Annotated in this window: 26 protein-coding genes; 11 read left to right on the top strand and 15 right to left on the bottom strand. The window is 41.7% G+C overall.

Going from position 1 to position 23,225, the window contains the following annotated elements; translation table 11 throughout:
- The first annotated feature begins 27 nt into the window (after positions 1–27).
- Both BUC10_RS00420 and BUC10_RS00415 read left to right on the top strand, forming a co-directional pair.
- Positions 28–627, top strand: coding sequence for a DUF7151 family protein (locus BUC10_RS00420; RefSeq protein WP_073175955.1), 600 nt, complete (start codon positions 28–30; stop codon positions 625–627).
- Between the two features lie 22 nt (positions 628–649).
- A complete protein-coding gene (locus BUC10_RS00415) occupies positions 650–1,300 on the top strand; it encodes a DUF7151 family protein (RefSeq protein WP_073175954.1) in 651 nt (216 codons plus the stop codon).
- Between the two features lie 50 nt (positions 1,301–1,350).
- Here the strand turns inward: BUC10_RS00415 and BUC10_RS00410 are convergent, their stop codons facing one another.
- Together BUC10_RS00410 and BUC10_RS00405 are read right to left on the bottom strand one after the other, a co-directional pair.
- On the bottom strand, positions 1,351–2,748 hold the full coding sequence (locus BUC10_RS00410) for a M20/M25/M40 family metallo-hydrolase (RefSeq protein WP_073175953.1): 1,398 nt from the start codon (positions 2,746–2,748) through the stop codon (positions 1,351–1,353).
- A complete protein-coding gene (locus BUC10_RS00405; protein ID WP_073177014.1) occupies positions 2,745–3,629 on the bottom strand; it encodes a PPK2 family polyphosphate kinase in 885 nt (294 codons plus the stop codon). Before BUC10_RS00405 ends, BUC10_RS00410 begins: the two co-directional genes overlap by 4 nt.
- Positions 3,630–3,807: 178 nt before the next feature.
- On the opposite strand from BUC10_RS00405, the gene BUC10_RS00400 reads away from it, so the two are divergent.
- Positions 3,808–4,539, top strand: coding sequence for a hypothetical protein (locus BUC10_RS00400; protein WP_131819025.1), 732 nt, complete (start codon positions 3,808–3,810; stop codon positions 4,537–4,539).
- Here BUC10_RS00400 and BUC10_RS00395 read toward each other — a convergent pair.
- The 9 genes from BUC10_RS00395 to mnmC2 all read right to left on the bottom strand — a co-directional run bounded on the left by BUC10_RS00395 (position 4,522) and on the right by mnmC2 (position 13,527).
- On the bottom strand, positions 4,522–5,685 hold the full coding sequence (locus BUC10_RS00395; RefSeq protein WP_073175951.1) for a sigma-54-dependent transcriptional regulator: 1,164 nt from the start codon (positions 5,683–5,685) through the stop codon (positions 4,522–4,524). The genes BUC10_RS00400 and BUC10_RS00395 overlap by 18 nt on opposite strands.
- Before the next feature lie 10 nt (positions 5,686–5,695).
- Positions 5,696–6,559, bottom strand: coding sequence for a DUF6268 family outer membrane beta-barrel protein (locus tag BUC10_RS00390; RefSeq protein WP_073175950.1), 864 nt, complete (start codon positions 6,557–6,559; stop codon positions 5,696–5,698).
- A 32-nt stretch (positions 6,560–6,591) separates the two neighbouring features.
- Positions 6,592–7,491 carry a mechanosensitive ion channel family protein gene (locus tag BUC10_RS00385; RefSeq protein WP_073175949.1) on the bottom strand — a complete coding sequence of 300 codons (900 nt, stop codon included), beginning with the start codon at positions 7,489–7,491 and terminating at the stop codon, positions 6,592–6,594.
- 4 nt (positions 7,492–7,495) lie between these two features.
- Positions 7,496–8,839: an ABC transporter permease gene (locus tag BUC10_RS00380; RefSeq protein WP_073175948.1), complete on the bottom strand. Its 1,344-nt coding sequence runs from the start codon at positions 8,837–8,839 to the stop codon at positions 7,496–7,498.
- Positions 8,829–9,767: an ABC transporter ATP-binding protein gene (locus BUC10_RS00375; RefSeq protein ID WP_073175947.1), complete on the bottom strand. Its 939-nt coding sequence runs from the start codon at positions 9,765–9,767 to the stop codon at positions 8,829–8,831. Before BUC10_RS00375 ends, BUC10_RS00380 begins: the two co-directional genes overlap by 11 nt.
- 189 nt (positions 9,768–9,956) lie before the next feature.
- A complete protein-coding gene (gene dnaJ / locus BUC10_RS00370; RefSeq protein ID WP_073175946.1) occupies positions 9,957–11,072 on the bottom strand; it encodes a molecular chaperone DnaJ in 1,116 nt (371 codons plus the stop codon).
- Positions 11,073–11,078: 6 nt separating this feature from the next.
- Positions 11,079–11,651 (bottom strand): nucleotide exchange factor GrpE, encoded by a 573-nt coding sequence (locus BUC10_RS00365; RefSeq protein ID WP_073177013.1) that lies wholly within the window; start codon positions 11,649–11,651, stop codon positions 11,079–11,081.
- A 125-nt stretch (positions 11,652–11,776) separates the two neighbouring features.
- Complete coding sequence (locus BUC10_RS00360; RefSeq protein ID WP_073175945.1) at positions 11,777–12,739, bottom strand: TIGR01777 family oxidoreductase; 963 nt, start codon at positions 12,737–12,739, stop codon at positions 11,777–11,779.
- A gap of 125 nt (positions 12,740–12,864) precedes the next feature.
- On the bottom strand, positions 12,865–13,527 hold the full coding sequence (mnmC2, locus tag BUC10_RS00355; protein WP_073177012.1) for a tRNA (5-methylaminomethyl-2-thiouridine)(34)-methyltransferase MnmC2: 663 nt from the start codon (positions 13,525–13,527) through the stop codon (positions 12,865–12,867).
- Between the two features lie 193 nt (positions 13,528–13,720).
- On the opposite strand from mnmC2, the gene BUC10_RS00350 reads away from it, so the two are divergent.
- Positions 13,721–14,788, top strand: coding sequence for a branched-chain amino acid aminotransferase (locus BUC10_RS00350; RefSeq protein WP_417935122.1), 1,068 nt, complete (start codon positions 13,721–13,723; stop codon positions 14,786–14,788).
- Between the two features lie 28 nt (positions 14,789–14,816).
- On the opposite strand, the gene BUC10_RS00345 is transcribed toward BUC10_RS00350, so the two are convergent.
- Positions 14,817–15,203, bottom strand: coding sequence for a pyrophosphohydrolase domain-containing protein (locus BUC10_RS00345; protein WP_073175944.1), 387 nt, complete (start codon positions 15,201–15,203; stop codon positions 14,817–14,819).
- A gap of 39 nt (positions 15,204–15,242) precedes the next feature.
- Between BUC10_RS00345 and BUC10_RS00340 the strand changes: the two genes are divergently transcribed.
- The 5 genes from BUC10_RS00340 to BUC10_RS00315 all read left to right on the top strand — a co-directional run bounded on the left by BUC10_RS00340 (position 15,243) and on the right by BUC10_RS00315 (position 19,262).
- Positions 15,243–15,431, top strand: a complete 189-nt coding sequence (locus tag BUC10_RS00340; RefSeq protein ID WP_073177010.1) for a hypothetical protein — start codon at positions 15,243–15,245, stop codon at positions 15,429–15,431.
- 308 nt (positions 15,432–15,739) lie between these two features.
- Positions 15,740–16,114, top strand: coding sequence for a fluoride efflux transporter CrcB (gene crcB, locus BUC10_RS00330; protein WP_073175942.1), 375 nt, complete (start codon positions 15,740–15,742; stop codon positions 16,112–16,114).
- A gap of 268 nt (positions 16,115–16,382) precedes the next feature.
- A complete protein-coding gene (locus tag BUC10_RS00325) occupies positions 16,383–16,721 on the top strand; it encodes a P-II family nitrogen regulator (protein WP_073175941.1) in 339 nt (112 codons plus the stop codon).
- Positions 16,722–16,754: 33 nt separating this feature from the next.
- Positions 16,755–18,011: an ammonium transporter gene (locus BUC10_RS00320; RefSeq protein ID WP_073175940.1), complete on the top strand. Its 1,257-nt coding sequence runs from the start codon at positions 16,755–16,757 to the stop codon at positions 18,009–18,011.
- Positions 18,012–18,125: 114 nt separating this feature from the next.
- Positions 18,126–19,262, top strand: a complete 1,137-nt coding sequence (locus tag BUC10_RS00315) for an outer membrane beta-barrel protein (protein WP_073175939.1) — start codon at positions 18,126–18,128, stop codon at positions 19,260–19,262.
- Between the two features lie 61 nt (positions 19,263–19,323).
- Here BUC10_RS00315 and BUC10_RS00310 read toward each other — a convergent pair whose 3' ends face one another.
- Positions 19,324–19,959 (bottom strand): DUF1684 domain-containing protein, encoded by a 636-nt coding sequence (locus BUC10_RS00310; protein ID WP_073175938.1) that lies wholly within the window; start codon positions 19,957–19,959, stop codon positions 19,324–19,326.
- Positions 19,960–19,991: 32 nt separating this feature from the next.
- Between BUC10_RS00310 and BUC10_RS00305 the strand changes: the two genes are divergently transcribed.
- Entirely contained in the window at positions 19,992–20,780 is a 789-nt protein-coding gene (locus BUC10_RS00305; protein WP_417935121.1) for a DJ-1/PfpI family protein, read from the top strand.
- Here the strand turns inward: BUC10_RS00305 and BUC10_RS00300 are convergent.
- Positions 20,764–22,179, bottom strand: coding sequence for an alpha/beta hydrolase (locus BUC10_RS00300; RefSeq protein WP_073175937.1), 1,416 nt, complete (start codon positions 22,177–22,179; stop codon positions 20,764–20,766). The two genes, BUC10_RS00305 and BUC10_RS00300, sit on opposite strands and share 17 nt — an antisense overlap.
- A 67-nt stretch (positions 22,180–22,246) precedes the next feature.
- Positions 22,247–22,699, bottom strand: a complete 453-nt coding sequence (locus BUC10_RS00295; protein WP_073175936.1) for an Lrp/AsnC family transcriptional regulator — start codon at positions 22,697–22,699, stop codon at positions 22,247–22,249.
- A gap of 122 nt (positions 22,700–22,821) precedes the next feature.
- Between BUC10_RS00295 and BUC10_RS00290 the strand changes: the two genes are divergently transcribed.
- Positions 22,822–23,223, top strand: a complete 402-nt coding sequence (locus BUC10_RS00290) for a hypothetical protein (RefSeq protein ID WP_073175935.1) — start codon at positions 22,822–22,824, stop codon at positions 23,221–23,223.
- The last annotated feature ends 2 nt before the right edge of the window (positions 23,224–23,225 follow it).

Below are 23,225 nucleotides of genomic sequence, written 5' to 3'. Positions count from 1 at the left end.
TTTTGTTTTCTTCTTCTATACGCTCTTATGTGTTACAATTGTTCTCCAGAAGATGGAGAAGACGGCACATCAGGGGTCAATAGTCTAACAGTCTTATACGACGAGCCTGAAGGCGCCAATTGTCCATACGGTGGAGTTAGGATAGAAAACGGACTTGATGCTAATTCCAATACTTCGCTCGATGCGGAGGAGGTTGTATCCACCACGTATCTCTGTGATGGTTTCAACAGTGATTTTCAGGATGAGGGTAGGATAGTTTTGTTCAGCAGTGGTTCTGGCGCTTCGGGAACAAGTTCGGTGGAGGGCAGAAAAATGGGCGAAATCATTCAGTTTGACAAAGCAAATTGGCCCAATGCGTCCTCAATTTTTTATGTTGCTTGGATATATTCCGAAAGTTCCAGCAATAGCTGCTTTGTAGAATTATATAATGACACTGACGGAGAAGTTATTGCAAATAGCGTCTTAACCAACACCGCCACACAGTACCCCGGTATTTTAATGGTTTCAGAAAACCTAATTTCCGAAATACCTGATAAGGAAATTGATATCTCCATAAGGTTACGTACACAAAATGAAGGCACCACAGTTTATATGGGCAGAAAGGCCGAACTAGTCATAAGACGATAACAACATGCAATTTGAATCTATTATGAGACAGTATCTAGTAGTTGGATATTTACTTATTGCCCTTGCTCTCCTCATCAGTTGCCAACCTGAAGATGGCGAAGATGGAGTGTCGGGCTTGTCCTCAATTACCCTATTTTCACAGGAAACTCCAGGTGACAATTGTCAATTTGGAGGAATCAGGATTGACACAGGTTTGGATTCTAATTCCAATTTCACTCTTGAATCTGGCGAAATAGGAGACACAAAATTTGTCTGTGGCGGAATTGAGGACCCAATTTCAAAAGAAACAAGAATAGTCTTGCACAACAATAATTCGGGAGCTTCAGGAACCTCTGGAGATAATATAAATGTCTATCCAGCAATCATAAAATTTGACAAAAGAAGTTGGGATAACCTAAGCTCCATCATTTACACAGCTAGTATAAAGTCCGATAATAGCGGAAACCGTGCTATTGTTGATCTGTACGATGCCACAAATTTTGAAATTATTGAAAACACTGAACTTTCCACCTCAAGTACGGAATATGTGAACGTAATCTCGGATAACTTGTTGGACGCCTTTCCTGAATCAGAAATCGACATTCATTTAAGGTTAAAATCTGAAAACGTAACCGACGACAACGTTTGGATATCCAATAAGTCCGAACTAATTATCAAACAGATAAACCAATAAATTTTTGCTGCTCAAGCGTTCCGTTTAGATTTAGCTAAACCGATTAGGACTTACCCTTTAATCTTTTTGTTTGGAATCGTCCCGTATTTATCTATCAAATACACCAAACTGGCCATGGTAGCTGCACCAAGTTCAAGTTCACGTTTGTTTACATGCTCAAAAGTGTCGTTTTCCGCGTGGTGATGGTCAAAATAACGCTGAGAGTCTGGACGAAGGCCTGCCAACACCAGATCTTGGTCCATTAATGGTCGAATATCCGCACCACTATAGCCTTCCACGAACATGTGGATAAGATAAGGTTCGAAAAGACCAGCCCAGCTTTGTATTTGTTTCAAATTTTCATCGGAACAATTAAAGGAAAAACCTCTGGGAGTAAAACCTCCGGAATCACTCTCTAGCGCAAACACGTGCTTTTCATTTTTCCGGCGGGCCACCTCGGCATACTTATTACCGCCTCGAAGCCCGTTTTCCTCATTCATGAACAGTACTACACGGAGTGTTCGTTTGGGTTTATAACCAGTTTCCTTCAGCAAGCGAAGAACATCCATGCTCTGGACACAACCGGCGCCATCATCATGGGAGCCATCCCCCAAATCCCATGAATCCAAATGTCCTCCAACTACCATTACCTCATTAGGATATGTTGAACCCTGGATTTCACCAATAACATTATAGGATTCCACATCGTCCAACTGCTTGCAGTTCTGTTTGAAATAAAACTTGATGTCTGGATTTAATTTAAGTGTAGTGCTAAGCAATTCGGCACCTTTTGTGCTTATCGCAGCAGCAGGAATCCGCTCCGAAACCGGGGTGTCTCCATAACTCATGGAACCGGTATGTGGATAATCATCCAACCTTAAGGTCACTGAACGTACGATTACTCCTAAAGCCCCAAACTTTCCAGCTTCCGCTGCTCCGGCATACCGTTGATCGACACATCCAGAATATGAGGCAAAGGTGCTGATCAACTTGGGGTCCATTGGCCGATTGTAAAAAACAATCTTCCCCTCTATATTTTCACGCCCTACTTTTTCGAGGTCTTCTATCCCCTGAACTTCAACAATATTGGCTTTGATCCCAACATCTGGGGTTGCCACTGAACCTCCAAGGGCACAAATGGGAACATTGGTGGTTACTCCAGGCTTGGTCTCAATGAACGCAAATTCAGGGGTACCCCGCACCCATTTTGGAACCATTACGGGTTGTAACCATACACGATCTAAACCAAGGGAGTCTAATTGTTCCCGGGTATAATCAACCGCTTGCTGCGCTTGAACGGAACCGGAAAGTCTTCCTCCAATCTGGTTGGAAAGATGGTTCAACCAGTCATAGGCCTTTCCATTGGTAAGCGCCTTATCATAGATGGCCCTTAGTTGTCTTTCATCTTCGGATTGTGCAAAAAACGGAGTGCTTATAACTAAAAGAAGTAGGAGTAGGGTTGTTCTCATTCGGTTTCTTTTTCAAGTTCGTGTTTGAAGGTTTCTAAATTAGCTTTTATTTCGTCATCCAGTTCAGGTTCCTCAATATCTTTGTACTTTTTTAACGCTTCCAGAAGAATGGAAGCTACAATAACCCGGGCAGCTTTTTTGTTGTCCGCAGGAATTATGTGCCAAGGTGCATTCGTTTTGGAAGTTTTATTAATAGCTTCCTCATAGCATTCTTGGTATTGTTCCCAGAGTTTGCGCTCCTTAAGATCTCCTGGCGAGAACTTCCAGTTCTTTTCCTTGAGTCGAATACGCCTCAGCAAACGTTGCCGTTGTTCCTCTTTGGACAGATGAAGGAAAAACTTGAAAATCAAGGTTCCATTTTCAGCAATATGCTTTTCAAAATCGTTGATTTGCCTATACCTGTTTTCCCAGAAGGTCGAGTCGATATCTGAAACGGTATCAACTCCTGGGATGTCCTCACCGAGTATGTATTCTGGATGCACCTTGGTCACCAGTACATTTTCATAGTGAGTTCTGTTGAAAACACTGAATTTACCACGTGCAGGCAGGGCTAGGTAATGTCTCCAGAGATAGTCGTGCTTGCGTTCCAGTTCCGTAGGCACCTTAAAACTATGTACTTCCACTCCCCTGACATTAAAATCTTTGAAGACCTCTCGGATTAGGCTGTCCTTACCGGCAGTGTCCATTCCCTGAAGACAGACCAAAACTGCGTATTTTCCGTGGGCGTAGAGTTTATCCTGGAATTTGCCTAAATCCTCGCGGATATTCTCCAATTCCTTTTTCAGGGCCTTGTCCGAGCTGTTAAAATCTTCATATGTATCTATTTCTTTGAGCTTGACCTCTTGTTTTACCCGATATCGCTGTAAATCTCTGTTTTCCATGGGAATGAATATAGTTTTTTTTGTCCATTCCTTCAACCATCGACCAAAAACTGCCGTTCATCGATCCTATTTACATCTTATAGTTGAAGTTCGTGTTTTATCGATTTTATTTACCTTTAGCAGATTCTTCACCTAACTTCGTAGGAAACATAAGACGCACTGTCCCAAATCAAGCGTTATGAAAACAAGAAAGATTATCCTACTTATAGTCTTTATCTTGGGCGTAATCAGCCTTTTGATATTGTCTTCCTTTATCTCGCGCAATGCCTGCGAGTATGCCAACTCCAATTTGGAATACATTAAAATTAAGACCGAAGAGGCTATTACTGCGGAGAATTTTGAACAATCCAAGTACTTTTCCTTTAAAGCGCTAAACAGCATTGAAAAAACAAGATCCAATTTTATAGACTGTGGCTGCGACGGCACTATAGAAAGCCTCGAAGCAGCCTTGTTTTACCTTAAGGAATCTACAAAAGCTACTAGTTTCAGAACTTCCAAAAAAGAATTGCACAAAGCATTGGAGCACATCGCAATTGGGACCAAGGTGTTGGATATTTTTGAAGAGGAGGCCGTAAGTGCCTACGGTAACGATATTTTGTTTTTAAATACCAAGGATGCCCTTAAGCATCAGGGAGGCATTGTATTGAACGAAGAAAACACGGTCAAAAAACAGGTGCATACCTGCCTATTGGGTTTTGAATCCTCTTTGGACAAGGTGGTTACTGGCGTTGAATGTAAGGAAGCTCATCAATTTATCTCCCGCATACACAATGAGGCCATTGAAACTCTTCTAGACACAGGGCTTTCCGAGCATAAAAAACAATACCATCAAAGAGTAAAGACCATTACCATGGGCGCTCTAAAACGCCTTGGAGATTGTGGTGCAGGCAGTTTACTTGCTGGCAAATAACTTCACATCTTCCTCGGAAATTTCCTGACCTCCCAAAATAATCAGCCGTTCCACTACATTTCTGAGCTCCCGAACGTTTCCGGTCCAATCATAGCTTTTCAGCAATTCCATTGCCTTTTTGGAGAATTCCTTAGGTGCCGTACCTTGCTCCGACGAGATTTTATTGGCAAAATGCTCCATTAAAAGAGGAATATCATTCCTTCGGTCGTTCAAAGCCGGAACCTTGATTAAAATAACCGCCAATCGATGATATAAATCTTCCCGGAATTTTCCATCTGCGATTTCCTTTTTTAAGTCTTTATTGGTTGCCGCCAACACACGAACATCAACCTTGATATCTTTATCTGTTCCGACCCGGGAAATCTTATTTTCCTGCAAGGCCCTGAGCACTTTAGCTTGTGCGGAAAGACTCATGTCACCTATTTCGTCCAAGAAAATTGTGCCCTTATTGGCTGCCTCAAATTTACCTGCCCTATCCTTTACGGCCGAGGTGAACGCTCCTTTTACATGCCCAAAAAGCTCACTTTCTATAAGTTCGGAGGGAATCGCTGCGCAATTGACTTCAATAAATGGAGCTGACGAACGTGGACTTTTTTGGTGCAACCAGTGGGCCACCAATTCCTTTCCGGTTCCATTCGGACCCGTAATCAGTACTCTGGCATCGGTTGGTGCCACTTTTTCAATCATATCCTTAATAGCCCCAATCTCCTTGCTCTCCCCAATCATTTCATAGTTTTTGGAGACCTTCTTTTTCAATATTTTATTTTCTACGACAAGTTCCTTCCGGTCTAGCGCATTTCTGACGGTGGTAAGTAAGCGATTCAGGTCTGGAGGTTTAGAAATATAGTCAAAGGCACCCAAACGCATGGTGTTTACGGCCGTGTCCAAATCGCCATGCCCAGAAATCATGATAAAGGGTATTTCCGGTTTAATCTTCTTCGCTGCCTCCAGTACTTCAACCCCGTCCATCTTCGGCATCTTAATATCGCAAAGCACCAAATCAAAGTCTTCTTTCTTGATTACCTCCATGCCCTTAAGGCCATCCTCGGCCTCTTGGACATTATAAGTATCACTTTCCTCACTCAATATTTTTATCAGCACTCTCCTGATTGCCGCTTCGTCCTCTATAACCAGTATTTTAGGCATACGTTTCTATTTAAAAAATTCCAATCTTGAACCCTGTCCGAATATAAAGATTTGATTCGTTATTCAGTAAAAAAACATCCCCTCTATCATCGTTTCGCAACTTTCCTTCCTGCTCAATGGAACGACCTGCCAACACATACAAAGCCATACGTTTTGAAATGTTGTACTGATAACCAAACGCCGTGACCAAAGCGGACAGAGAAATTTTGGATGCAATCTGACTATCTGGCAAAACGATATTGTTTTGGATATTTATAAAGTATCCATCCAAGAATAGTGCCATTTCCAAAGTGTGCTTTTTGGCAGGGTGGTATTTGAAGCCAGAGCGCGGTATGCCCAAAGTATAAGACCAATTCGGGTGAAATCGGCGATAGTAGCTGATCAAGGGCAAGGGAATAGGCAAACCCGTGGTACTATTGTAAGACAATCCCAGAACAATGCGATAGGGTTTATCGGCTGTGGGGTTTTCCTTCCAGAATGTAGCTGTGGCATTGAGGAAAAAATCATCGCTGATGGTGCGCTCGGTAAAATTTGAAGCCAGTCTGGGGGTTAATATGGTGACAAGGTTCCAGTTTTCATTCCATTTGGTTATATAGCCCAGATTCAAATCGACCACGTGAAAGCGGTTGAGTTCACTTTTGTCAAAACCAAAATCACGTGCGTAGCCAACATCAAGTTTGTTGTACTCAAGTCCTGTTATCAAGTAGTCTTTTTTGGCATTGACCTGTATGGGCAAATTGAAAAGAAACTTATAGCGCTGGGTCTTTATTCCAGTATCATTTTCTGGGATATTCAGATATTCCACCCTAAGAATGTCGGAACTTTGTGTGAATCCGTAAAGGGCACAAAACAGCAGGAGCACACCGGTAAGCATCTCTTTAACAGGAGAATATGTACAATTTGCCGCTATTCTTGAGGTTTTTGCTGCTGAATAATATGGACATCCCGCTGCGGGAATGGAATAGTAACGTTGTTTTCCCTGAATTTGGTATTGATCTTATATCTGATCTGACTTTTTATCCGTAAGCCCGCAAAACTATCATTGGTAAAAAAATTGAGGGAAAACACCAAGGCCGAATCTCCAAAATCATCAAACAGCACAAAGGGCTTTGGATTCTTCAACACCTGTTTTTGGTCAACAACGACCTCTTCCAACAATCGGGTCACCAAATCCACATCGCTTCCATAGGCCACGCCTACTACCACCCTTTCCATAGTGGTTCTATGGTTCTGTGTATAGTTAAAAACAATATCGCTAATGAACTTATGGTTTGGAATGATCACCACCTTGTCATCTCTGGTAATCGCCCTTGTTGTTCTTAGTTTTATTTCGAAAACCTTACCTACCTTCCCATCTACTTCAACGATATCACCGACTTGCAGTGATTTATCGACTATAATAAGTATCCCGCCAAGAATATCTTGGAACAGTTCCTGTAAGGCCAGTCCCAGACCAACAAAAAGTGCGGCCGAAGCGGTTATCACCAAGGTTATATCAATACCTCCAGCGCTTAAAGTGATTAAAAGAACTACTACATAAATCACATAATTGGCAAACTTGAATACACTGGAGAACTTTTGGCGGTCCTCTGTTTCCATTTTACGCGTCAACAGGTACCGGAGCCATTTGAGGAGTAGTCTGGTGATTACGAGGGTTACGGCCAAAATCAGGAGAAGTCCAATAGTGAGATGAATGGATTTTGAACCTTCGCCCAAATGGATACCCATGTTAAGGAACTCCTTGATAGAGCCCCAAATGTCTTCTTGGATGATTTCTTTTATTTCATTTGTCCCTTCCTGAATCATGAACTTAATATCGTAACCATTTGATCAATTCTTTGTATGTGGGGCGTTTTCCGTACATCAATATTCCTACCCTATAGATCTTCGCGGCAAGTGAAACTATGGCCAAAAAAGTTCCTATAAGCAGTATTATGGACGCCAATAATTGCCACAAAGGTACACCTCCTTCTCCAATACCCGCCGGAAGCCTCATCAACATAACAATAGGTGATGTTAAGGGAAAAAGCGAGAAGGCCACTGCAATGGGTCCGTGCGGGTTGCTGAACACCGAAAAGAAACCGACATATATGGCCAACATGAGTGGAAGTATTACAGGGAATACAAACTGCTGTGTATCCGTTTCGTTGTCCACTGCCGCCCCAATAGAAGCATAAATGGAGCTGTATATCAGGTAGCCAAGAATAAAATACAACAGAAAACATCCAATTAGGAGCAACCATGGAATATTCAGGATTTCCCTAGCGTAAAGTAGTGTGTTCTCATCTAAGGGTGTTGACAGTTGTGACATTCCATTCATACCGCCAGGGGTGGCCTGAACCTCATTGATTACTGCCATCATATCAATTCCGGAAATAGCTACCACCAATAACAACAGCAGCGAGGCCGAAATTAGCCATATCACAAATTGTGTTATTCCTGCCAAGGAAGTACCCAATATCTTTCCCAGCATTAGCTGAAATGGTTTTACAGAGGAAATAATGACCTCTATGATTCTGCTGGTCTTTTCCTCTATGACACTTCGCATAACAAAGGTGCCATAAATGATAATGAACATCATAATGGCATATCCAAATCCTCCTCCTATGAAAGCCTTTATTTCGTTAATGCCCTTTACACTCTTCTCTCCTTCAAAAGTGGCCAAATTAAGTTCGAAGGGTTTTTCAACAGAAGAAAAGAGGTCTGCGGTAACCCCTAGGTCTCCAAGCCGTTTTTGACGCAATTTTCTCTGAAAAATAGCTTCTATTTGTTGGGTCAAATGTGTATTGGGATTATCCTTGGCAAACAAGTGGGCGGACCCGGTTATTTTTTCCAGATCAATCCCGTTTGGGATATGGAGCAAACCATAATAGCCCAAAGCCAAGGTAGAATCTTTTGCCTCCTGAAGTGTAATTCCATTGAAATGAACAAATGACATATTATCGGTCATTCTAAACTCATTATGCAGCATCGTACTTTCGTTCAGAACTGATATAACCCGTTTTTCACTATCATTCACCTTGGTCAAGTAGGCAATGAGGACAATCATGCCCACAATCAGAATTGGACTTAATATGGTCATAACGATAAAGGACTTGTTACGAACCTTGGCCAAATACTCTCGCTTAATAATCAATCCAAGTTTACTGGCCATTATCCCTATTGTTTACAGTTTGGATAAAAATATCATTGGCTGAAGGAATGGTTTCCTCAAAATGGTTCACGTTGGCTTCTTTGGACAGCTGCGACAAGATTCCTGTTGTTTCGGCAGTTGGCAACTTAATGGTAAAGTCAAGTTGGTTTTCCCTGTTATCATAACTTGAAGATATAATTTGATGTTGTTCTTCCAGTTTCTTTAAAAACACCTCCGCATTATGTTCTATTTCCAGCCCCACGGAATAAATGTTGTTTTTATAGGTTTTTTTGATTTCCGAAAGCTTACCGTCCAATATTTTCTCCGACTTATGGATAAGGGCAATGTACTCACATAGCTCCTCAACAGATTCCATTCTGTGCGTCGAAAAAATTATAGATGTTCCTTGGTTTCTTAGCTGTAATATCTCGTCTTTGATGATATTGGCATTTATGGGGTCAAATCCACTAAAAGGCTCATCAAAAATCAGCAATTTAGGTTTGTGGAGCACGGTAACAATAAACTGTATTTTCTGAGCCATTCCTTTGGAAAGTTCTTGGATTTTCTTGTTCCACCAGTCCCCGATATCCAAGCGGTCAAACCAATACTTAAGTCGCTTCCTTGCCTCAGTTTTGGACAGGCCTTTGAGCTGGGCCAAATACAGAGCCTGATCACCAACCTTCATGCTCTTATAAAGGCCCCTTTCCTCTGGCAGATATCCTATTTGTGCAATATGTTCCGGCGAAAGTGGCTTTCCATTGAACAAAACCTCTCCTTGATCTTGATATGTGATTTGGTTTACAATACGGATGAAAGTGGTCTTTCCTGCCCCATTGGGCCCAAGCAGTCCATAGATGCTGTTTTCCGGAATTTCAAGTGATATGTTGCTCAAGGCTTGATGGTCACCATAGGATTTGGAGACGTTTTTGGCAACAAGGATGTGCTCCATGTATAGTATTTTTCCAAAGATATGTATTTGGGCAAAAAGACCCCAATACCCCTAAAAACAAAACCCACCCTTAAATAAATCTAAGGATGGGAAAAAAATTGCTATGAAAAAGAAAATTAGATATTGGTTTCCCAACATCAGTTTCAAATATACGTTTTTTATTTAAACAGAAAACTTTTATTCCGTTCTTTAAGAAAACATATCCTTTACTTTTTCAAAGAACGACTTATCTGATTTTTCTGGTTTAGGGGTGAAATTTTCATCGTTCTGCATACGTTCAAAGAACTCTTTTTGTTCTCTGTTCAGTTCTTTTGGAGTCCAAACATTCACATGCACCAAAAGATCTCCACTTCCATAACCATTAATGCTGGATATTCCCTTTCCGCGCAATCTCAATATCTTTCCCGATTGGATTCCGGGTTCCAATTTAATCCGCACCTTACCCCCGACGGCATCAATTTCTTTAGAACTTCCCAAAACCGCTTCGGAAAAACTAATATAAAGATCATAGTGCAAGTTATCACCTTCCCTTTTCAGGGTGCTGTGCTCAACAGTTTCTATAGCCACTAACAAATCACCTGGAACCCCATTTCCCGGTGCATCGTTCCCTTTTCCGGAAACTTTAAGCTGCATCCCATCTTCCACTCCAGGTGGAATCTTTATAGAAACGGTTTCTTCTTCTACCGTCAATCCTTGGGCATCAGCGCCGGCCGGACGTTTATCGATAGATTGTCCCGCCCCGCCACAAGTGGTACAAGTGGTCGCAGTCTGCATTCTCCCGAGGATGGTATTGGTAATTTTGGTTACCTGCCCACTTCCGTTGCAGGTAGGGCATGTTTTATAGGTAACTCCATCTGCCTGAACCTTTCTACGAACCTTTACTTTTTTCTCTACTCCATTTGCAACTTCTTCCAAGGTCAATTTAACGCGTATGCGTAAGTTGCTGCCCTTGACCCTGCGTTGTCCTCCACCAAAACCACCAAAGCCACTAAAACCGCCACCGAAAGCACTTCCAAAGATGTCTCCAAACTGGCTGAAAATATCTTCCATGTTCATCCCTCCGCCGCCAAATCCACCGCCTGCTTCAAAGGCGGCATGGCCAAATTGGTCGTACTTGGCCCGTTTGTCCGGGTCGCTCAGCACTTCATAGGCCTCAGCAGCTTTCTTGAACATTTCTTCAGCCTTAGCATCTCCGGGGTTCTTATCGGGATGAAATTCAATGGCCTTCTTTCTATAGGCCTTTTTAATTTCAGCCGCAGATGCACTTTTGGAAATACCCAATATGTCGTAAAAGTCCTCCTTCATATCCTATTAGTTACCAACAACCACTTTTGGGTGTCTTATGATGCGTTCGCCAAGCCTGAAGCCTTTTTCCACGACATCAATTATTTTTCCTTTCATCTTTTTATTTGGTGCAGGTATCTGGGTTATCGCATCGTGCACCTCAGCATCAAATGCATCTCCAGCAGCCACTTCAATCTGTTCCAGGCCCTTGCTCTTAAGGGTCTCCTTAAGTTTATTACTTATTAGCTCCACACCCTTGAACATTTCCTTGTCCTCAGATTTGGAAAGTTCTTTTAACGCGCGGTCAAAATCGTCCATAACCGGAAGCAAGGAAACAATCACTTCCTGCCCCGCTGTTTTGAACAAATCCATTCGCTCTTTTGAAGTTCTTTTTTTGAAGTTTTCAAACTCGGCAAATAACCGCAGGAACTTATCTTTTTCTTTCGCCAATTCAGCTCGCAATTGGTCTTCCACAGCAACTTCCCCTTCTTCTTCCATATTCGCTTCTGCTGAGGTTTCTTCGTTCAGTTCAGGATTTTCAGCCACTTGGGAGTCGTTTAACTCTGCTTCCATTTCCTCAACCTTACCTTTCTTGCTCATATATTGATTGTTTTTTCTTTTTTGAAGTGGCAAAAGTACTGCCATTTGTCCAAAAATGTCAAAATGTCACCAGAAAACACAAAAAAATCCGTCAAAGGCGGATATACTTAAAACAATGGGGATAACTAGGCTAATCCGTTGTGCATATTGGATGTCTGGGACTCTTCTTCCTTAATATTTTTTCCATATAGATTTTCCAGTGCAGCTTCCAAATTGGGGTAACGGAAATCAAAACCTTTTTTCTCTATACGTTTGCTACTAACCCTCTGACTTGCAAAAAGTAAATATGACATCTCACCCAACAACCCCTTCATTACAAACTTCGGAATATTTGGAAGCCAAATAGGTCGGTCTAACACCTTGCCCAAGGTCCTTATCATTTTGGATTGGGTAACCGGATTGGGAGCTACTCCATTGAAGGTGCCCTTGAGATTATTTTCGATTAGAAAAACAAACATTTCAGCCAAATCCTCAATATGGATCCAAGATTGCCATTGCTCTCCACTCCCAAAGGCAGCACCTACAAATGCCTGTACTGGTCTTGCCATTTTAGGCAATGCGCCACCGGAGTTGGACAATACAAGACCAATCCTAACTTTTGCAGTCTTAAAGTCAAAATCCCCAAATCTATCCGCAGCTTTTTCCCATTCACCAACAACTTTACCTAAAAAACTAGAATCTATTTGCTTTTCAGGCTCATCATAAAAATGAGTAAGGGAGTCTGGGTAAATTCCAATGGCGGAAGCTGAAACAAAAGAAGTAATTCCGGTATTGTCCACTTGCTTCAATCCTTTGCGAAGTGTTGTAAGACTATCAATTCTGCTCTCCAGTACTTTTTTCTTGTAGGCCTTGGTCCACCGGTTGGATATACTTGCCCCAGCCAAATTGATAATGGCCGAAACCCCTTTCAAGCTATCCAAATCCATTTCACCGTTTGAAGGGTTCCAATAGTACCCATGATACCCCTCCGATGTGGTAATTTTGTTTTTATTTCTGGTCAAGTAATTGACCTCTACATCTTTGGAACGCAAAACCTTCACAATGGCCTGCCCCACCAATCCTGTCGCTCCAGTTACCAACACCTTCATACCGTCACTTTTTACAAATTTAGTCGATTAAAATCCGGAATATCATGGCTTTACCTTAGGTTTAACAGAATTGTTGAAGTTCAAATCCCTCAAAAACAGTTATTGAAATTCATCCTGCAAGTTTTTTAGGGCTTTATGGCACGTAGCATCTCACGCTTACCTGGAGGGCCCGGAAGGCGTTCCACCTCAAAACCCACCGCTTGCAAAGCCCTTCTTACACTACCTTTGGCCGAATAGGTCACTAGTACACCTTTCGTCCGTAAGGCCAAAAACATCTTGGCAAATACATTCTCGGTCCAAAGGTCCGGTTGTACTCTGGCCCCAAAAGCATCGAAGTAGATAAGGTTGAACAAATTTTTCTGGTCGATATCCCTAAAATCCTTTTTTTGTTTCGTCAGTTTAAATATGTCCGAAATGAAAGCCTGTTCATCCCATGACGCCTGATGCATATTTTGAAAAATGGATTTAAGTTGGGGTACCTGCAATTGATCACAATATTCCAATGCCTCCACTTCCTGTAAAGTTACCGGATACGCTTCCACGCCTACATATTCTATATCCAGATTTTTCCTTGCAGCTTCTTTAAGTGTTATTAATGCGTTTAGGCCTGTACCAAAGCCAATCTCCAAGATGTTCACCTTACCTTCAGGGAAAAGGCGAAGTCCATGTTCTATAAAGACATGATACGCCTCTTGAATCGCTCCGTGTTTGGAATGGTACTGCTCGTTCCAATCCTCAATTTGAATGGTTTTGGAGCCGTCTGCCGTTGTAATAATCCTTCGTTTCAACTCGTCTTCTGAATAAATACTGAAAATCAACAAATTAATTCCCTTGAACATTGCATAACCAACACCAATAATGTTAAATACATTAGGGATTGCAAAAATCTTGATATTTCAGAAACAAACTGTTTAAATTTAAGTGAAATGTAAGCAATGCTAAGGCTTATTGTTTAATTTTATACGTTCAAATTCTTTGAATATGGAAACAATGACGAAAAACGTTTCGGTAGAAAAATCCAAGACTTCCAAAATTAGTGAGGTAGATTTTAATAACCTTTCCTTTGGAAGCGTCTATACAGACCATATGCTGGTCTGTGATTTTGTAAATGGTGCGTGGCAGACTCCAAAAGTGGTCCCTTACCAACCCATTACGCTGGAGCCTTCTGCCAAAATTTTCCATTACGGACAGTCCATATTTGAAGGAATGAAAGCTTATAAGGATGAGAACGGAGACGCTTGGTTGTTTAGACCTTTGGAAAACTTCAAACGCCTGAACAAGTCAGCGAAACGCTTGGCCATTCCAGAGCTTCCGGAAGCCTATTTTATGGAAGGCCTAACCACACTGTTGCAGGTGGAAAAGGATTGGATTCCACAAAATCCAGGAAGTTCACTTTATGTTCGTCCGTTCATTTTAGCTTCAGGAACTGGTTTTCATGCCTCTCCTGCTGATGAGTATAAATTTATCATCGCTTGCGCCCCATCTGGAGCATATTTTTCTGGCAAGGTTAAGGTATTGATAGAAGAAAACTATTCGCGAGCCGCCAACGGTGGAGTGGGATATGCCAAGGCTGGGGGTAATTACGCGGGTCAATTCTATCCCACACAACTTGCTATAGAAAAAGGGTATAACCAGGTAATCTGGACAGATGACAATACCCATGAGTACATAGAAGAGGCCGGAGCCATGAATATTTTCGTCCGAATCAATGACACTCTAATCACTGGCCCTACGAGCGATCGTATTCTTGATGGCATCACCAGAAAGAGCATTTTGGAAATCGCTGAAGACCAAGGCATCGCTACAGAAGTGCGAAAAATAACGGTAAGTGAAGTTGTTGAAGCTGCCAAAAATGGAAGCTTAAAAGAAATGTTTGGTGCTGGCACAGCAGCTGTCGTCTCCCCTATTGCGGGCTTCGGCTATCAAGGCACGGACTATGAGCTTCCAGAACTTGATAACAGCTATGCTACCCAACTCAAGACCTATATTACGGACATCCAATACAATAGGACAGAAGACAAGTTTGGATGGAGGTATCCAGTAGAATAAAAAAAAAGCGCCGAGATCGGCGCTTTTTTTAATTGTTGAGAATACCTTCGATATCGGGTTTAAAATAATTGGGGCCTTTTAAGACTTTACCATCCTCACGATAAATGGGTTTGCCATCGGCTCCCAGCTTACTCATATTACTGCGTTGGATTTCGTTAAAAACCTCTTCAATTTTATACTGCATACCGTGTTCCAAAATAGTTCCGCAAAGAATATAGAGCATGTCCCCCAAGGCATCGGCCACTTCAATCAAATCCCCTTCATCTGCTGCCTCCAGGTACTCCTTGTTCTCCTCATCCATAAGATTGAATCTTAATTTATTTTTCTCCTTCCCAAGATTGGCCTTTGGTTGTTGCAGCACTCCAAGACCAAAGGAATTATGGAACAATTCCACCGCCTTTATTTTACTTTTCATTATACTTTGTTTGATTTAGCTTTGCATAAAAATATAAATATGTTCAGCACAGGACAATTAATTTTTGCCGGGCTTTTTGTTATCGTTTTTGTTGCGGTGATCATTTCCACCTATAAAAAAGATAAGGCATGGCATAGAAAAAACTACAAAGGGGTAAAGTGGGTGTTGATTTCGTTTATACTATTCGTAATAATGCTGGCCCTGATCAAACATTTTCTTAAAAATTAACTCCAAAGTTGACTAGACCACAAAAATTCAACTGTTTACAACTTTAATCAGACTACGGCTCGGACGATATAGGAAAAGACGTACTTTTGTAATGCACTAGATAGCATAACCAATGATTACATTTTTCGGCCTCTTATTTGTTTTGCTCGCAATCAACGCTATCCTTCTGATTTTTAGCGTAAACGGTGCAAGCGAAAGATTTAGAAAACCAATTCAAAGAATTTCGGAAAAATCGGTCACCAAACTTCTCCCCCGCGACCGTTCCGAAACCGAGTACAAGAAAGCAGTATAGTTTGTACCTTTAAGGTATGAAACAGGTTCTTCTTGTTTTTTTAGGAGGGGGTTTGGGTAGCGCTTTGCGTTACTTGATTTCCAAACCACTTAATATTGTACTTCAAAATTTCTTTTTAGGTACCTTCTTGGTAAACATTGTGGGATGCTTTCTCATAGGTATCATTCTTGGGGTGTCTTCAAAAAACAATCTATTATCACCAAATAGCACCTTATTCCTAGCTACTGGTTTTTGTGGTGGATTCACCACATTTTCCGCCTTTGCCTTTGAAAAGCACAGTTTTCTAAAAAACAGTGAACTTTTCAACTTTTCCCTGTATACAATCGCAAGCATTGCCATTGGCATTTTAGCGGTTGCTCTTGGTCTATGGATTTCTAGATTGGGCAACTAGTTATATTCTCCCATCAAACTTTCCGTTTTGTTAATTTCTTAACATTCTCTTAAGAATCATAACTATTCTTCCGAGGCATACTCATCATTTGGGTCTAGACCACCCGCGAAACACACCAAGTACACAATAAAATCAATTTTTAAATTTGATACCCCTAAAATAATAGGGGTATTATTCAAATAATAATAAAAATAAGCCGGTATACCCCTATTTTTTGATGGTCATATATGAATTGACATATATTTGAACATCAATTAACTACTTAATTATGAAAAAAGTCGAGGCAATTATTAGAAAATCCAAATTTGATGAGGTGAAAAAAGCACTTCATGGAATTGAGGTCAACTTCTTCAGTTACTGGGATGTAACAGGGGTTGGAAATGAAAAACAAGGCCATGTATATCGTGGTATTTCCTACAGCACATCAGACATTCAAAGAAGGTACTTGGTCATTGTGGTATCTGATGACTTCTTACAACGTACAGTGGATACATTATTGGAATCTGCCTCAACGGGCAATGTAGGGGATGGCAAAATCTTCGTTTCCGATGTGATTGAAGCTTACAGAATCAGAACCAAGGAAAGCGGCAGTGCCGGAATTAACTAATCAAACTAACCTTAACTACAATATTTAAAGATTATGGACGCAGGATTATTTACAGCGAATAACGTATGGATGATGATTTGTACCGCCTTGGTGTTTTTTATGCACCTTGGGTTCTCCTTCTTGGAAATTGGTCTTACTCGTCAAAAGAATACTGTAAACATTCTATTCAAGAATGTGTTTATTATATGTGTTGGACTCCTATTATATTATATAGGTGGATTTAATTTAATGTACCCAGGATTTGAGGACGGCGACGCAGGCTTCCTTAAATTTGCCGGGTTTGGAATCGCAGCCCCTGAAAATGGAATGACACCAGAGTACGCCGATGGCGGATATACTTGGTGGACAGACTTCTTATTCCAAGGTATGTTCGCAGCAACAGCCGCCACTATTGTTTCTGGAGCCGTTGCGGAAAGGGTAAAACTTAAAAGTTTTATGCTATTCACCATTATCTACGTTGGATTGATTTATCCGATCGTAGGTTCTTGGCAGTGGGGTGGCGGATTCCTTTCTTCCCTTTCCTTTGGTGAAGCTGAAGGTTTCTACGATTTTGCTGGTTCCACCTTGGTACACTCCGTTGGTGGATGGGGTGCCTTGATCGCCATCTATTTATTGGGTTCACGTATCGGTAAATTTGGTGAGGATGGAAAAGTAAAGGCCATCCCCGGTCACAACCTTCCATTGGCCGCCGCAGGTGTTTTGATTCTTTGGTTGGGCTGGTTCGGGTTTAACGGAGGCTCCGTTTTGTCCGCGGATCCCGCTTTGACTTCCTTGGTATTGGTGACTACATCACTTGCAGCAGCGGCCGGAGGGGTATCAGCCTTCCTTGCCTCCTTGTTCGCTTACAAAAACTATGATTTGACCATGTTCCTAAACGGAATTTTAGGTGGGCTCGTAGGTATCACAGCAGGAGCGGATCAGATGTCCCCAAATGAAGCCGTGATTATCGGTTTGATCGCGGGCATTGTTATTGTAGCGGGAGTTGCCCTAATCGATAAATTGAAACTGGACGACCCAGTTGGTGCCGTTGCCGTTCACCTGATCTGTGGGATCTGGGGAACCTTGGCGGTTGGAATCTTTGGGGACCTTGCAGGGTTCGATCAATTCTTGGTTCAATTGGCCGGAGTTGGGTCAGCGGCAGTGTTCTGCTCCCTAACTGCATTTATCATCCTATTTACCATCAAAAAAGTATCCGGAATCCGAGTGGATGAGAAAGAGGAATTGGAAGGACTGGACATCCATGAACATGGAATGGATGCCTACGCAGATTTCCGAATGAATCAACATTAATATAAAAGGCAACGGAGCGTTTGGCAGAACGCTCCGTTTAAAATAACCTTTTTCAAACTACAAACTCTAAATACAATTAAATGCCCTGAAAGGGCACCTAAAATCTTATAGATTATGAAAACGATTATCAACACAAAATACATAAAAAATTTAGCTTTCGCCACCCTTGCTCTTGTATCGCTGAGCACCTTTGCACAAGAAGAGGAAGAAGCCAAACCAAAATTTGAATTTAGCGGAACAGTGGATGCTTACTTTCGAGCTAACCTGAATGGCTTGAACAAAGTGGTCCCCAATACCGCAGTCCCCGGTGCGGATTTTCAGCCCACTGCTCCTGGAAGTTCTTTTGCCAACGACCCAGGTTTTGCCCTTGGCATGGTCAATCTTATTGCTGGTTACGAAGGCGAAAAAGTTGGTTTTGTAGCCGATTTGGTATTTGGCCCACGTGGTGAGGATGCTGTTTTTGGATCCCCTTTTGGCTCCCCAAACATTGTGAACCAATTATATGTGTACTGGAATGTAAGTGAAAGTACCACATTGACCTTTGGTAACTTCAATACCTTTTTGGGATATGAGGTAATTTCACCAGCCGCCAATTTCAACTACAGCACTTCGTACATGTTCTCTTACGGTCCGTTCTCACATGCTGGATTGAAAGCGGATTTTGATCTAGGAAATGATTGGAGCGCTATGTTGGCCATATTGAACCCGACGGATTTCACAGATATCAACCCTTTCGGCGAAATCTCTTTTGGTGCCCAGCTAGGTTACTCCGGACAATACTTGAACCTACTTTATGGCAAGCAAGGTCCTAACGAAGTCTTTGACGGTGCGGCATTGGTGGACACCGATGTAAAGTCATTGTTCCAAATAGACTATACCGGTGGTTTTGATTTATCCGAGGACTTCTTCCTTGGCATTAATGCTACCTACCAAGATACAGATGGAGCTGGTTTCTATGGCGCGGCCCTATATCCCCAATTGACCACTTCCGAGAATTTTGCCATCGGGTTGAGGGGTGAATATTTTGCTACGATGGAAGGGTTTGGAAACGCTACCGGAATAGGCGCAGATGCAGATGGGGATGCCAACGTATTTACGGTTACCCTTACCGGAAATGCTAAGGTGGGTGATTTGACCATCATCCCTGAAATTCGATTGGACAGTACTTCAGAAGAGGTGTTTCTAGATAGTGACCTAGAGCTGAACGACAGCTTGGCTTCATTTTTACTAGCGGCAGTATACTCTTTCTAGAACCAAAAAAACACTTTTAATGCTAATAGAAAGCCTTACTCCTCCATGGATTAAGGCTTTTTTATTCCTTGGCAAAGTCTTTCACTCCTGCCCTCACATTAGTTCTCAAATAATTTTGCCTTGGCACTAGGGGGCAGGAGTACTTTTTATTGTACACGCAATAGGGATTGTAAGCCTTGTTAAAATCAATTAAAATGGAATCTCCTTCTGGAATTCTCAAGTCGATGTAACGACCGCCACCATAGGTAGTTTCACCATTGGTTTCATCCAAAAACGGCAGGAACAGATAATCCTCAAAGCCTTCCTCTGGCATTTCCCTGCTTTGGTAAATTTCCAACTTTCTTTTTGCCCCATTCAATTCAAAATGGGCAACGGCATAAACCGCTTCATTTCGTTTCTCATCAGTAGTTGTAGACATCAAAAACGGAATTGCTTCCGGTGTTCGTTCCAATTTGGCCAACACCATATAAGTAGTGTCCGGATCAAAAAAGTCCAACCCCTTAAAGTCCTTTCTGAATCTATCTGGGAGCGGGGAGGTTTCCGGGTCTTTGAAAGAAGCATTAGTTTTCTCCTGGAAGTCCAAAATATCCTGCATTTTTTTTGATTCTGTCACAGTGTAAGAATCTTCAGAATGGTATTTTTTGTCCGATTTACACGCAACACCCACAAACAATAGCAGCAATAGACCGTATTTCATTTTCTGTTTTATTTACCGTAAAAGTAGTAGAAATGAAATTGAATGGTACCTTAGCAGCTATCATCTTATCTAGAAAAACCATGCGCTACACAAGTTTATTAATTGTCCTTTTAACGCTTCTTTTTTCCTGTGCCGAAAAACCAGCACAAAAAGAACAGGCAACAACGCCTCAACGGCTATTCCCAAAATTGGAGGCAAATAGATATAATGTAGCCTTTCTTATTATGGACGGGGTATACAACACAGAGTTTACTGCCCCATATGATATTTTTCAACATACACAATATCGGGAAAACATCAAGGCGATGAACACTTTCACGGTAGCCAACACTCTACAACCGGTAACCTCATTTGAAGGCGTCAGAATTCTACCAGACTATGATTACACCCAGGATTCCATCCCAAGAGTTGATATTTTAGTGGTACCCAGTGCAGAGCACCATTTGGATTCCGATTTAAAGGATACGGTGATGCTGGATTTTGTTAAAAGAATTAGCGGAAAAGCCCAGTTTGTAACCTCACATTGTGATGGTGCATTTGTATTGGCCCAAACCGGCATATTGGATCAGGTGGCTTCCACCACCTTTCCCAGTGATATTGCAAAGTACAAGACCATGTTCCCACAGTTGGATGTTAAAGACAACGTACTCTTTGTGCATGACGGTAAGTTCATAACCTCAGCTGGGGGTGCCAAAAGCTTTGAGGCAGCTCTTTACCTTTGTGAATATCTTTACGGAAAGGAAATTGCTGAATCCCTGGCTGGCGGTTTGGTCATTGATTGGAATCTGGAGGAAGTCCCAAGGTTTATTGCTCCTCAATAGTGTATCTGGCATCTTTAAGGTACTGGGCCACCAGCTTATTGAATTTGGCATCTATCCTAAGTAATGCGGTATCCTCTAGGGAATACAATCGTTCCTTGTCCTGAAACCCTTTCTTGAGTGCCTCTTCCAAATAAAATAATGCCGTACCAAAGTCCTCGTTCTTAGCACTCAAAGAAATGATCTTTAGATAAAAGTCAAAATTTTGAGGCTCCAAAATGGTTTTAAGCATGTAAAGAAAGGCCAATGCATCCTCATCTATCAAATCCTCAGCATTTACAATATCGATATTGTCCTCTGCAAGTGCATTGACGTAGCCCAGTAGACGAGAACCCATTTCCCGTTCAAAAACAATTGGGCTATCCAAGAACTTGTTGAGCTCGTCCATTTGATAATTCCACCATCCCAGATTGTTGAAGTTATGACTTACCAAATCTTCTTCCATATAATAGAGATAATCCTCCTTTAACAAGGACTCCTTTAAAAAAGCGGCATTTTCCGCCCGTTTCATCGTCCTGAATTGTTTGTCTCTTCGTAAGTTTTTCTGAATCAACCTTAGCGAATCCAAGTTTTTGTGCGCACCATATATGGACATCATCTCCCCCAAATGCTGTTCAGCGTGCAGTAACTTCCCAGAATTCTTAAGCTGGTTCACCTTAACAACATCCTGTCGGAAAGCTTTCTGGACATAGGACGAATCCCTCGGGGTATTGCCCTTGGCCATTGCAGCAAGAGTGAACAATTGCATTGCTTTTTTGAGATAGGAAGGATCGGGCCATTCTTTGCCCCCATTATATAGAAGTATCTGATTTGGAAACCGATACCTATCCAGAACCTTCTCTGTGGCCAGCATTGGGGTGTAATTAAAATTTTCCTTGTCCACAATGCCCACAAAGTGAAAGGGACGTTTTATATCCAAAAGCTCGGTATTGGAGATGGCTGCGCCAATAGAAATTACCCCATTGATTTCCTTTATAAACAAGGGAACCAAATTGGCAAATCTTGCTCCAGCCTGGGCACCAGCACTATAAATTCGTGATTTTTGTATGGGCAACAAATCCAAGACCTTTTTAATAGACCTACCTGCTTTGATAATATTATTGGATAGTGATAGGGAATCGTACACCTTGGGAGCGGCCAAAATATATCCTTCATCCTCCGCGGTGCCCAGAAACATTGACATTGTCTGTTTTTCCCTTCCTTTTAAATCGAATACCACCAAGAGGGGCCAGCTTTTGTCCGTGCTGAAGTTTGACGGTAAATAAAGTGAAAAGGTATCTGGCAGGGAATCATGAACAGGAAGCGACTCTAAAATGGTTCCCTTTTTCAATACCATTTGCTGCGAAAAGGCAACTTGACCTATGCATACAACAAGAAAGAGTAGGGTGAATCTTTTTTTCATATTCCTTTCATAACAAAAATCTGGCCAAAAACTAAGAAGTGAATGGCTATTTAAAAATAATCTAATTTTAGGTATTAACCTTACCTTTTATGATCGGGGCATCAGCAACCACATTAGAGAGCACGATATGGGTCCTGCACTCCCCATACACGATAAGTTGGTCGATGAACTTTTCCAAATGGGACTGATCCTTAAGGACCACTTCCATAATTATGTTCTCATTCCCTGTAATCCTATAGCAATTGATTACCTCCTGAAAGGAATTCACCTTATTTAAAAAAGGCTTCAACTTTCCCATAAAGGCCCTAAGCATAATGATTGCCTTCAGTTGATTACCTGCCAGCGTATAAGAGACTTTGGTTCCGTAACCCTCAATTACCCCGACATCTTCCAACTTCTTTACCCGTTCTGCCACGGCGGGTGGTGTTAGGCCCACCTGCCTGCCGATATTGGCGAATGATTCCCTTGCATTTTGCTGCAAACAGCCAAGAATTTGCCAATTCAAATCATCTATCTTCATATTTAAAGTAATTGATGTAATTTTTTAATAATCCAAAGCACATGGGCTTATTTGCTTTCAAAAACAAAGTTAAGTTATCTTTTTGAGACGTAATTTTATGGTTTGAAATTGCTTTGAAACTGATGGAGAGAAATTCTTTGAATTCGCTGGGTGTCTATCGCAAATCACTGGCCTTACGTGATTTGAGCGAAGCCATTGCCCTTTATTTTTCTTATAATAAAGAAGTACTGTCCTTAAGGAAAGTTGGTAGTTTCAGAGATGATATTACCCAATCCCTCATGACCGATGCTGTGCAGATTACCAAAGAGGTCGAACAGGCTGCTCTCAGCAATTCGTATTCGGTACGGATGAGGAGCCTCACCTTTATCAACATCATGACGCGAAACATTCTCGCCTACTGCAATGGTTTGGAAAGGGACGGGGTCAAAGAAAAGGAATACCTCAATCTACTTCGAAGGGAAATCCGGACTTTTAGAACCTCATTTAAAAAGTGGAGAAAGTCATTTCAGAACGGATTGGATTAAAT

This window comes from Flagellimonas flava (genome assembly GCF_900129665.1).
In the GTDB taxonomy this organism is placed as follows: Bacteria; Bacteroidota; Bacteroidia; order Flavobacteriales; family Flavobacteriaceae; genus Flagellimonas; species Flagellimonas flava.
This window is presented reverse-complemented; position numbering and strand designations above follow the sequence as displayed.

Bases quoted from the DNA above. Each gene is read 5' to 3' on its own strand.
- BUC10_RS00385 (WP_073175949.1), bottom strand. From the start codon at position 7,491: ATGATTCAGGAAGGGACAAATGAAATAAAAGAAATCATCCAAGAAGAC.
- crcB (WP_073175942.1), top strand. From the start codon at position 15,740: ATGAAACAGGTTCTTCTTGTTTTTTTAGGAGGGGGTTTGGGTAGCGCT.
- BUC10_RS00380 (WP_073175948.1), bottom strand. From the start codon at position 8,839: ATGGCCAGTAAACTTGGATTGATTATTAAGCGAGAGTATTTGGCCAAG.
- BUC10_RS00320 (WP_073175940.1), top strand. From the start codon at position 16,755: ATGGACGCAGGATTATTTACAGCGAATAACGTATGGATGATGATTTGT.
- BUC10_RS00345 (WP_073175944.1), bottom strand. From the start codon at position 15,203: ATGAAAAGTAAAATAAAGGCGGTGGAATTGTTCCATAATTCCTTTGGT.
- BUC10_RS00415 (WP_073175954.1), top strand. From the start codon at position 650: ATGAGACAGTATCTAGTAGTTGGATATTTACTTATTGCCCTTGCTCTC.
- BUC10_RS00310 (WP_073175938.1), bottom strand. From the start codon at position 19,959: ATGAAATACGGTCTATTGCTGCTATTGTTTGTGGGTGTTGCGTGTAAA.
- BUC10_RS00315 (WP_073175939.1), top strand. From the start codon at position 18,126: ATGAAAACGATTATCAACACAAAATACATAAAAAATTTAGCTTTCGCC.
- BUC10_RS00365 (WP_073177013.1), bottom strand. From the start codon at position 11,651: ATGAGCAAGAAAGGTAAGGTTGAGGAAATGGAAGCAGAGTTAAACGAC.
- BUC10_RS00395 (WP_073175951.1), bottom strand. From the start codon at position 5,685: ATGCCTAAAATACTGGTTATAGAGGACGAAGCGGCAATCAGGAGAGTG.
- BUC10_RS00290 (WP_073175935.1), top strand. From the start codon at position 22,822: ATGGAGAGAAATTCTTTGAATTCGCTGGGTGTCTATCGCAAATCACTG.
- BUC10_RS00375 (WP_073175947.1), bottom strand. From the start codon at position 9,767: ATGGAGCACATCCTTGTTGCCAAAAACGTCTCCAAATCCTATGGTGAC.
- BUC10_RS00340 (WP_073177010.1), top strand. From the start codon at position 15,243: ATGTTCAGCACAGGACAATTAATTTTTGCCGGGCTTTTTGTTATCGTT.
- BUC10_RS00420 (WP_073175955.1), top strand. From the start codon at position 28: ATGTGTTACAATTGTTCTCCAGAAGATGGAGAAGACGGCACATCAGGG.
- BUC10_RS00390 (WP_073175950.1), bottom strand. From the start codon at position 6,559: ATGCTTACCGGTGTGCTCCTGCTGTTTTGTGCCCTTTACGGATTCACA.
- BUC10_RS00400 (WP_131819025.1), top strand. From the start codon at position 3,808: ATGAAAACAAGAAAGATTATCCTACTTATAGTCTTTATCTTGGGCGTA.
- BUC10_RS00360 (WP_073175945.1), bottom strand. From the start codon at position 12,739: ATGAAGGTGTTGGTAACTGGAGCGACAGGATTGGTGGGGCAGGCCATT.
- BUC10_RS00325 (WP_073175941.1), top strand. From the start codon at position 16,383: ATGAAAAAAGTCGAGGCAATTATTAGAAAATCCAAATTTGATGAGGTG.
- BUC10_RS00350 (WP_417935122.1), top strand. From the start codon at position 13,721: ATGGAAACAATGACGAAAAACGTTTCGGTAGAAAAATCCAAGACTTCC.
- BUC10_RS00300 (WP_073175937.1), bottom strand. From the start codon at position 22,179: ATGAAAAAAAGATTCACCCTACTCTTTCTTGTTGTATGCATAGGTCAA.
- BUC10_RS00305 (WP_417935121.1), top strand. From the start codon at position 19,992: ATGAAATTGAATGGTACCTTAGCAGCTATCATCTTATCTAGAAAAACC.
- BUC10_RS00410 (WP_073175953.1), bottom strand. From the start codon at position 2,748: ATGAGAACAACCCTACTCCTACTTCTTTTAGTTATAAGCACTCCGTTT.
- dnaJ (WP_073175946.1), bottom strand. From the start codon at position 11,072: ATGAAGGAGGACTTTTACGACATATTGGGTATTTCCAAAAGTGCATCT.
- BUC10_RS00405 (WP_073177014.1), bottom strand. From the start codon at position 3,629: ATGGAAAACAGAGATTTACAGCGATATCGGGTAAAACAAGAGGTCAAG.
- BUC10_RS00295 (WP_073175936.1), bottom strand. From the start codon at position 22,699: ATGAAGATAGATGATTTGAATTGGCAAATTCTTGGCTGTTTGCAGCAA.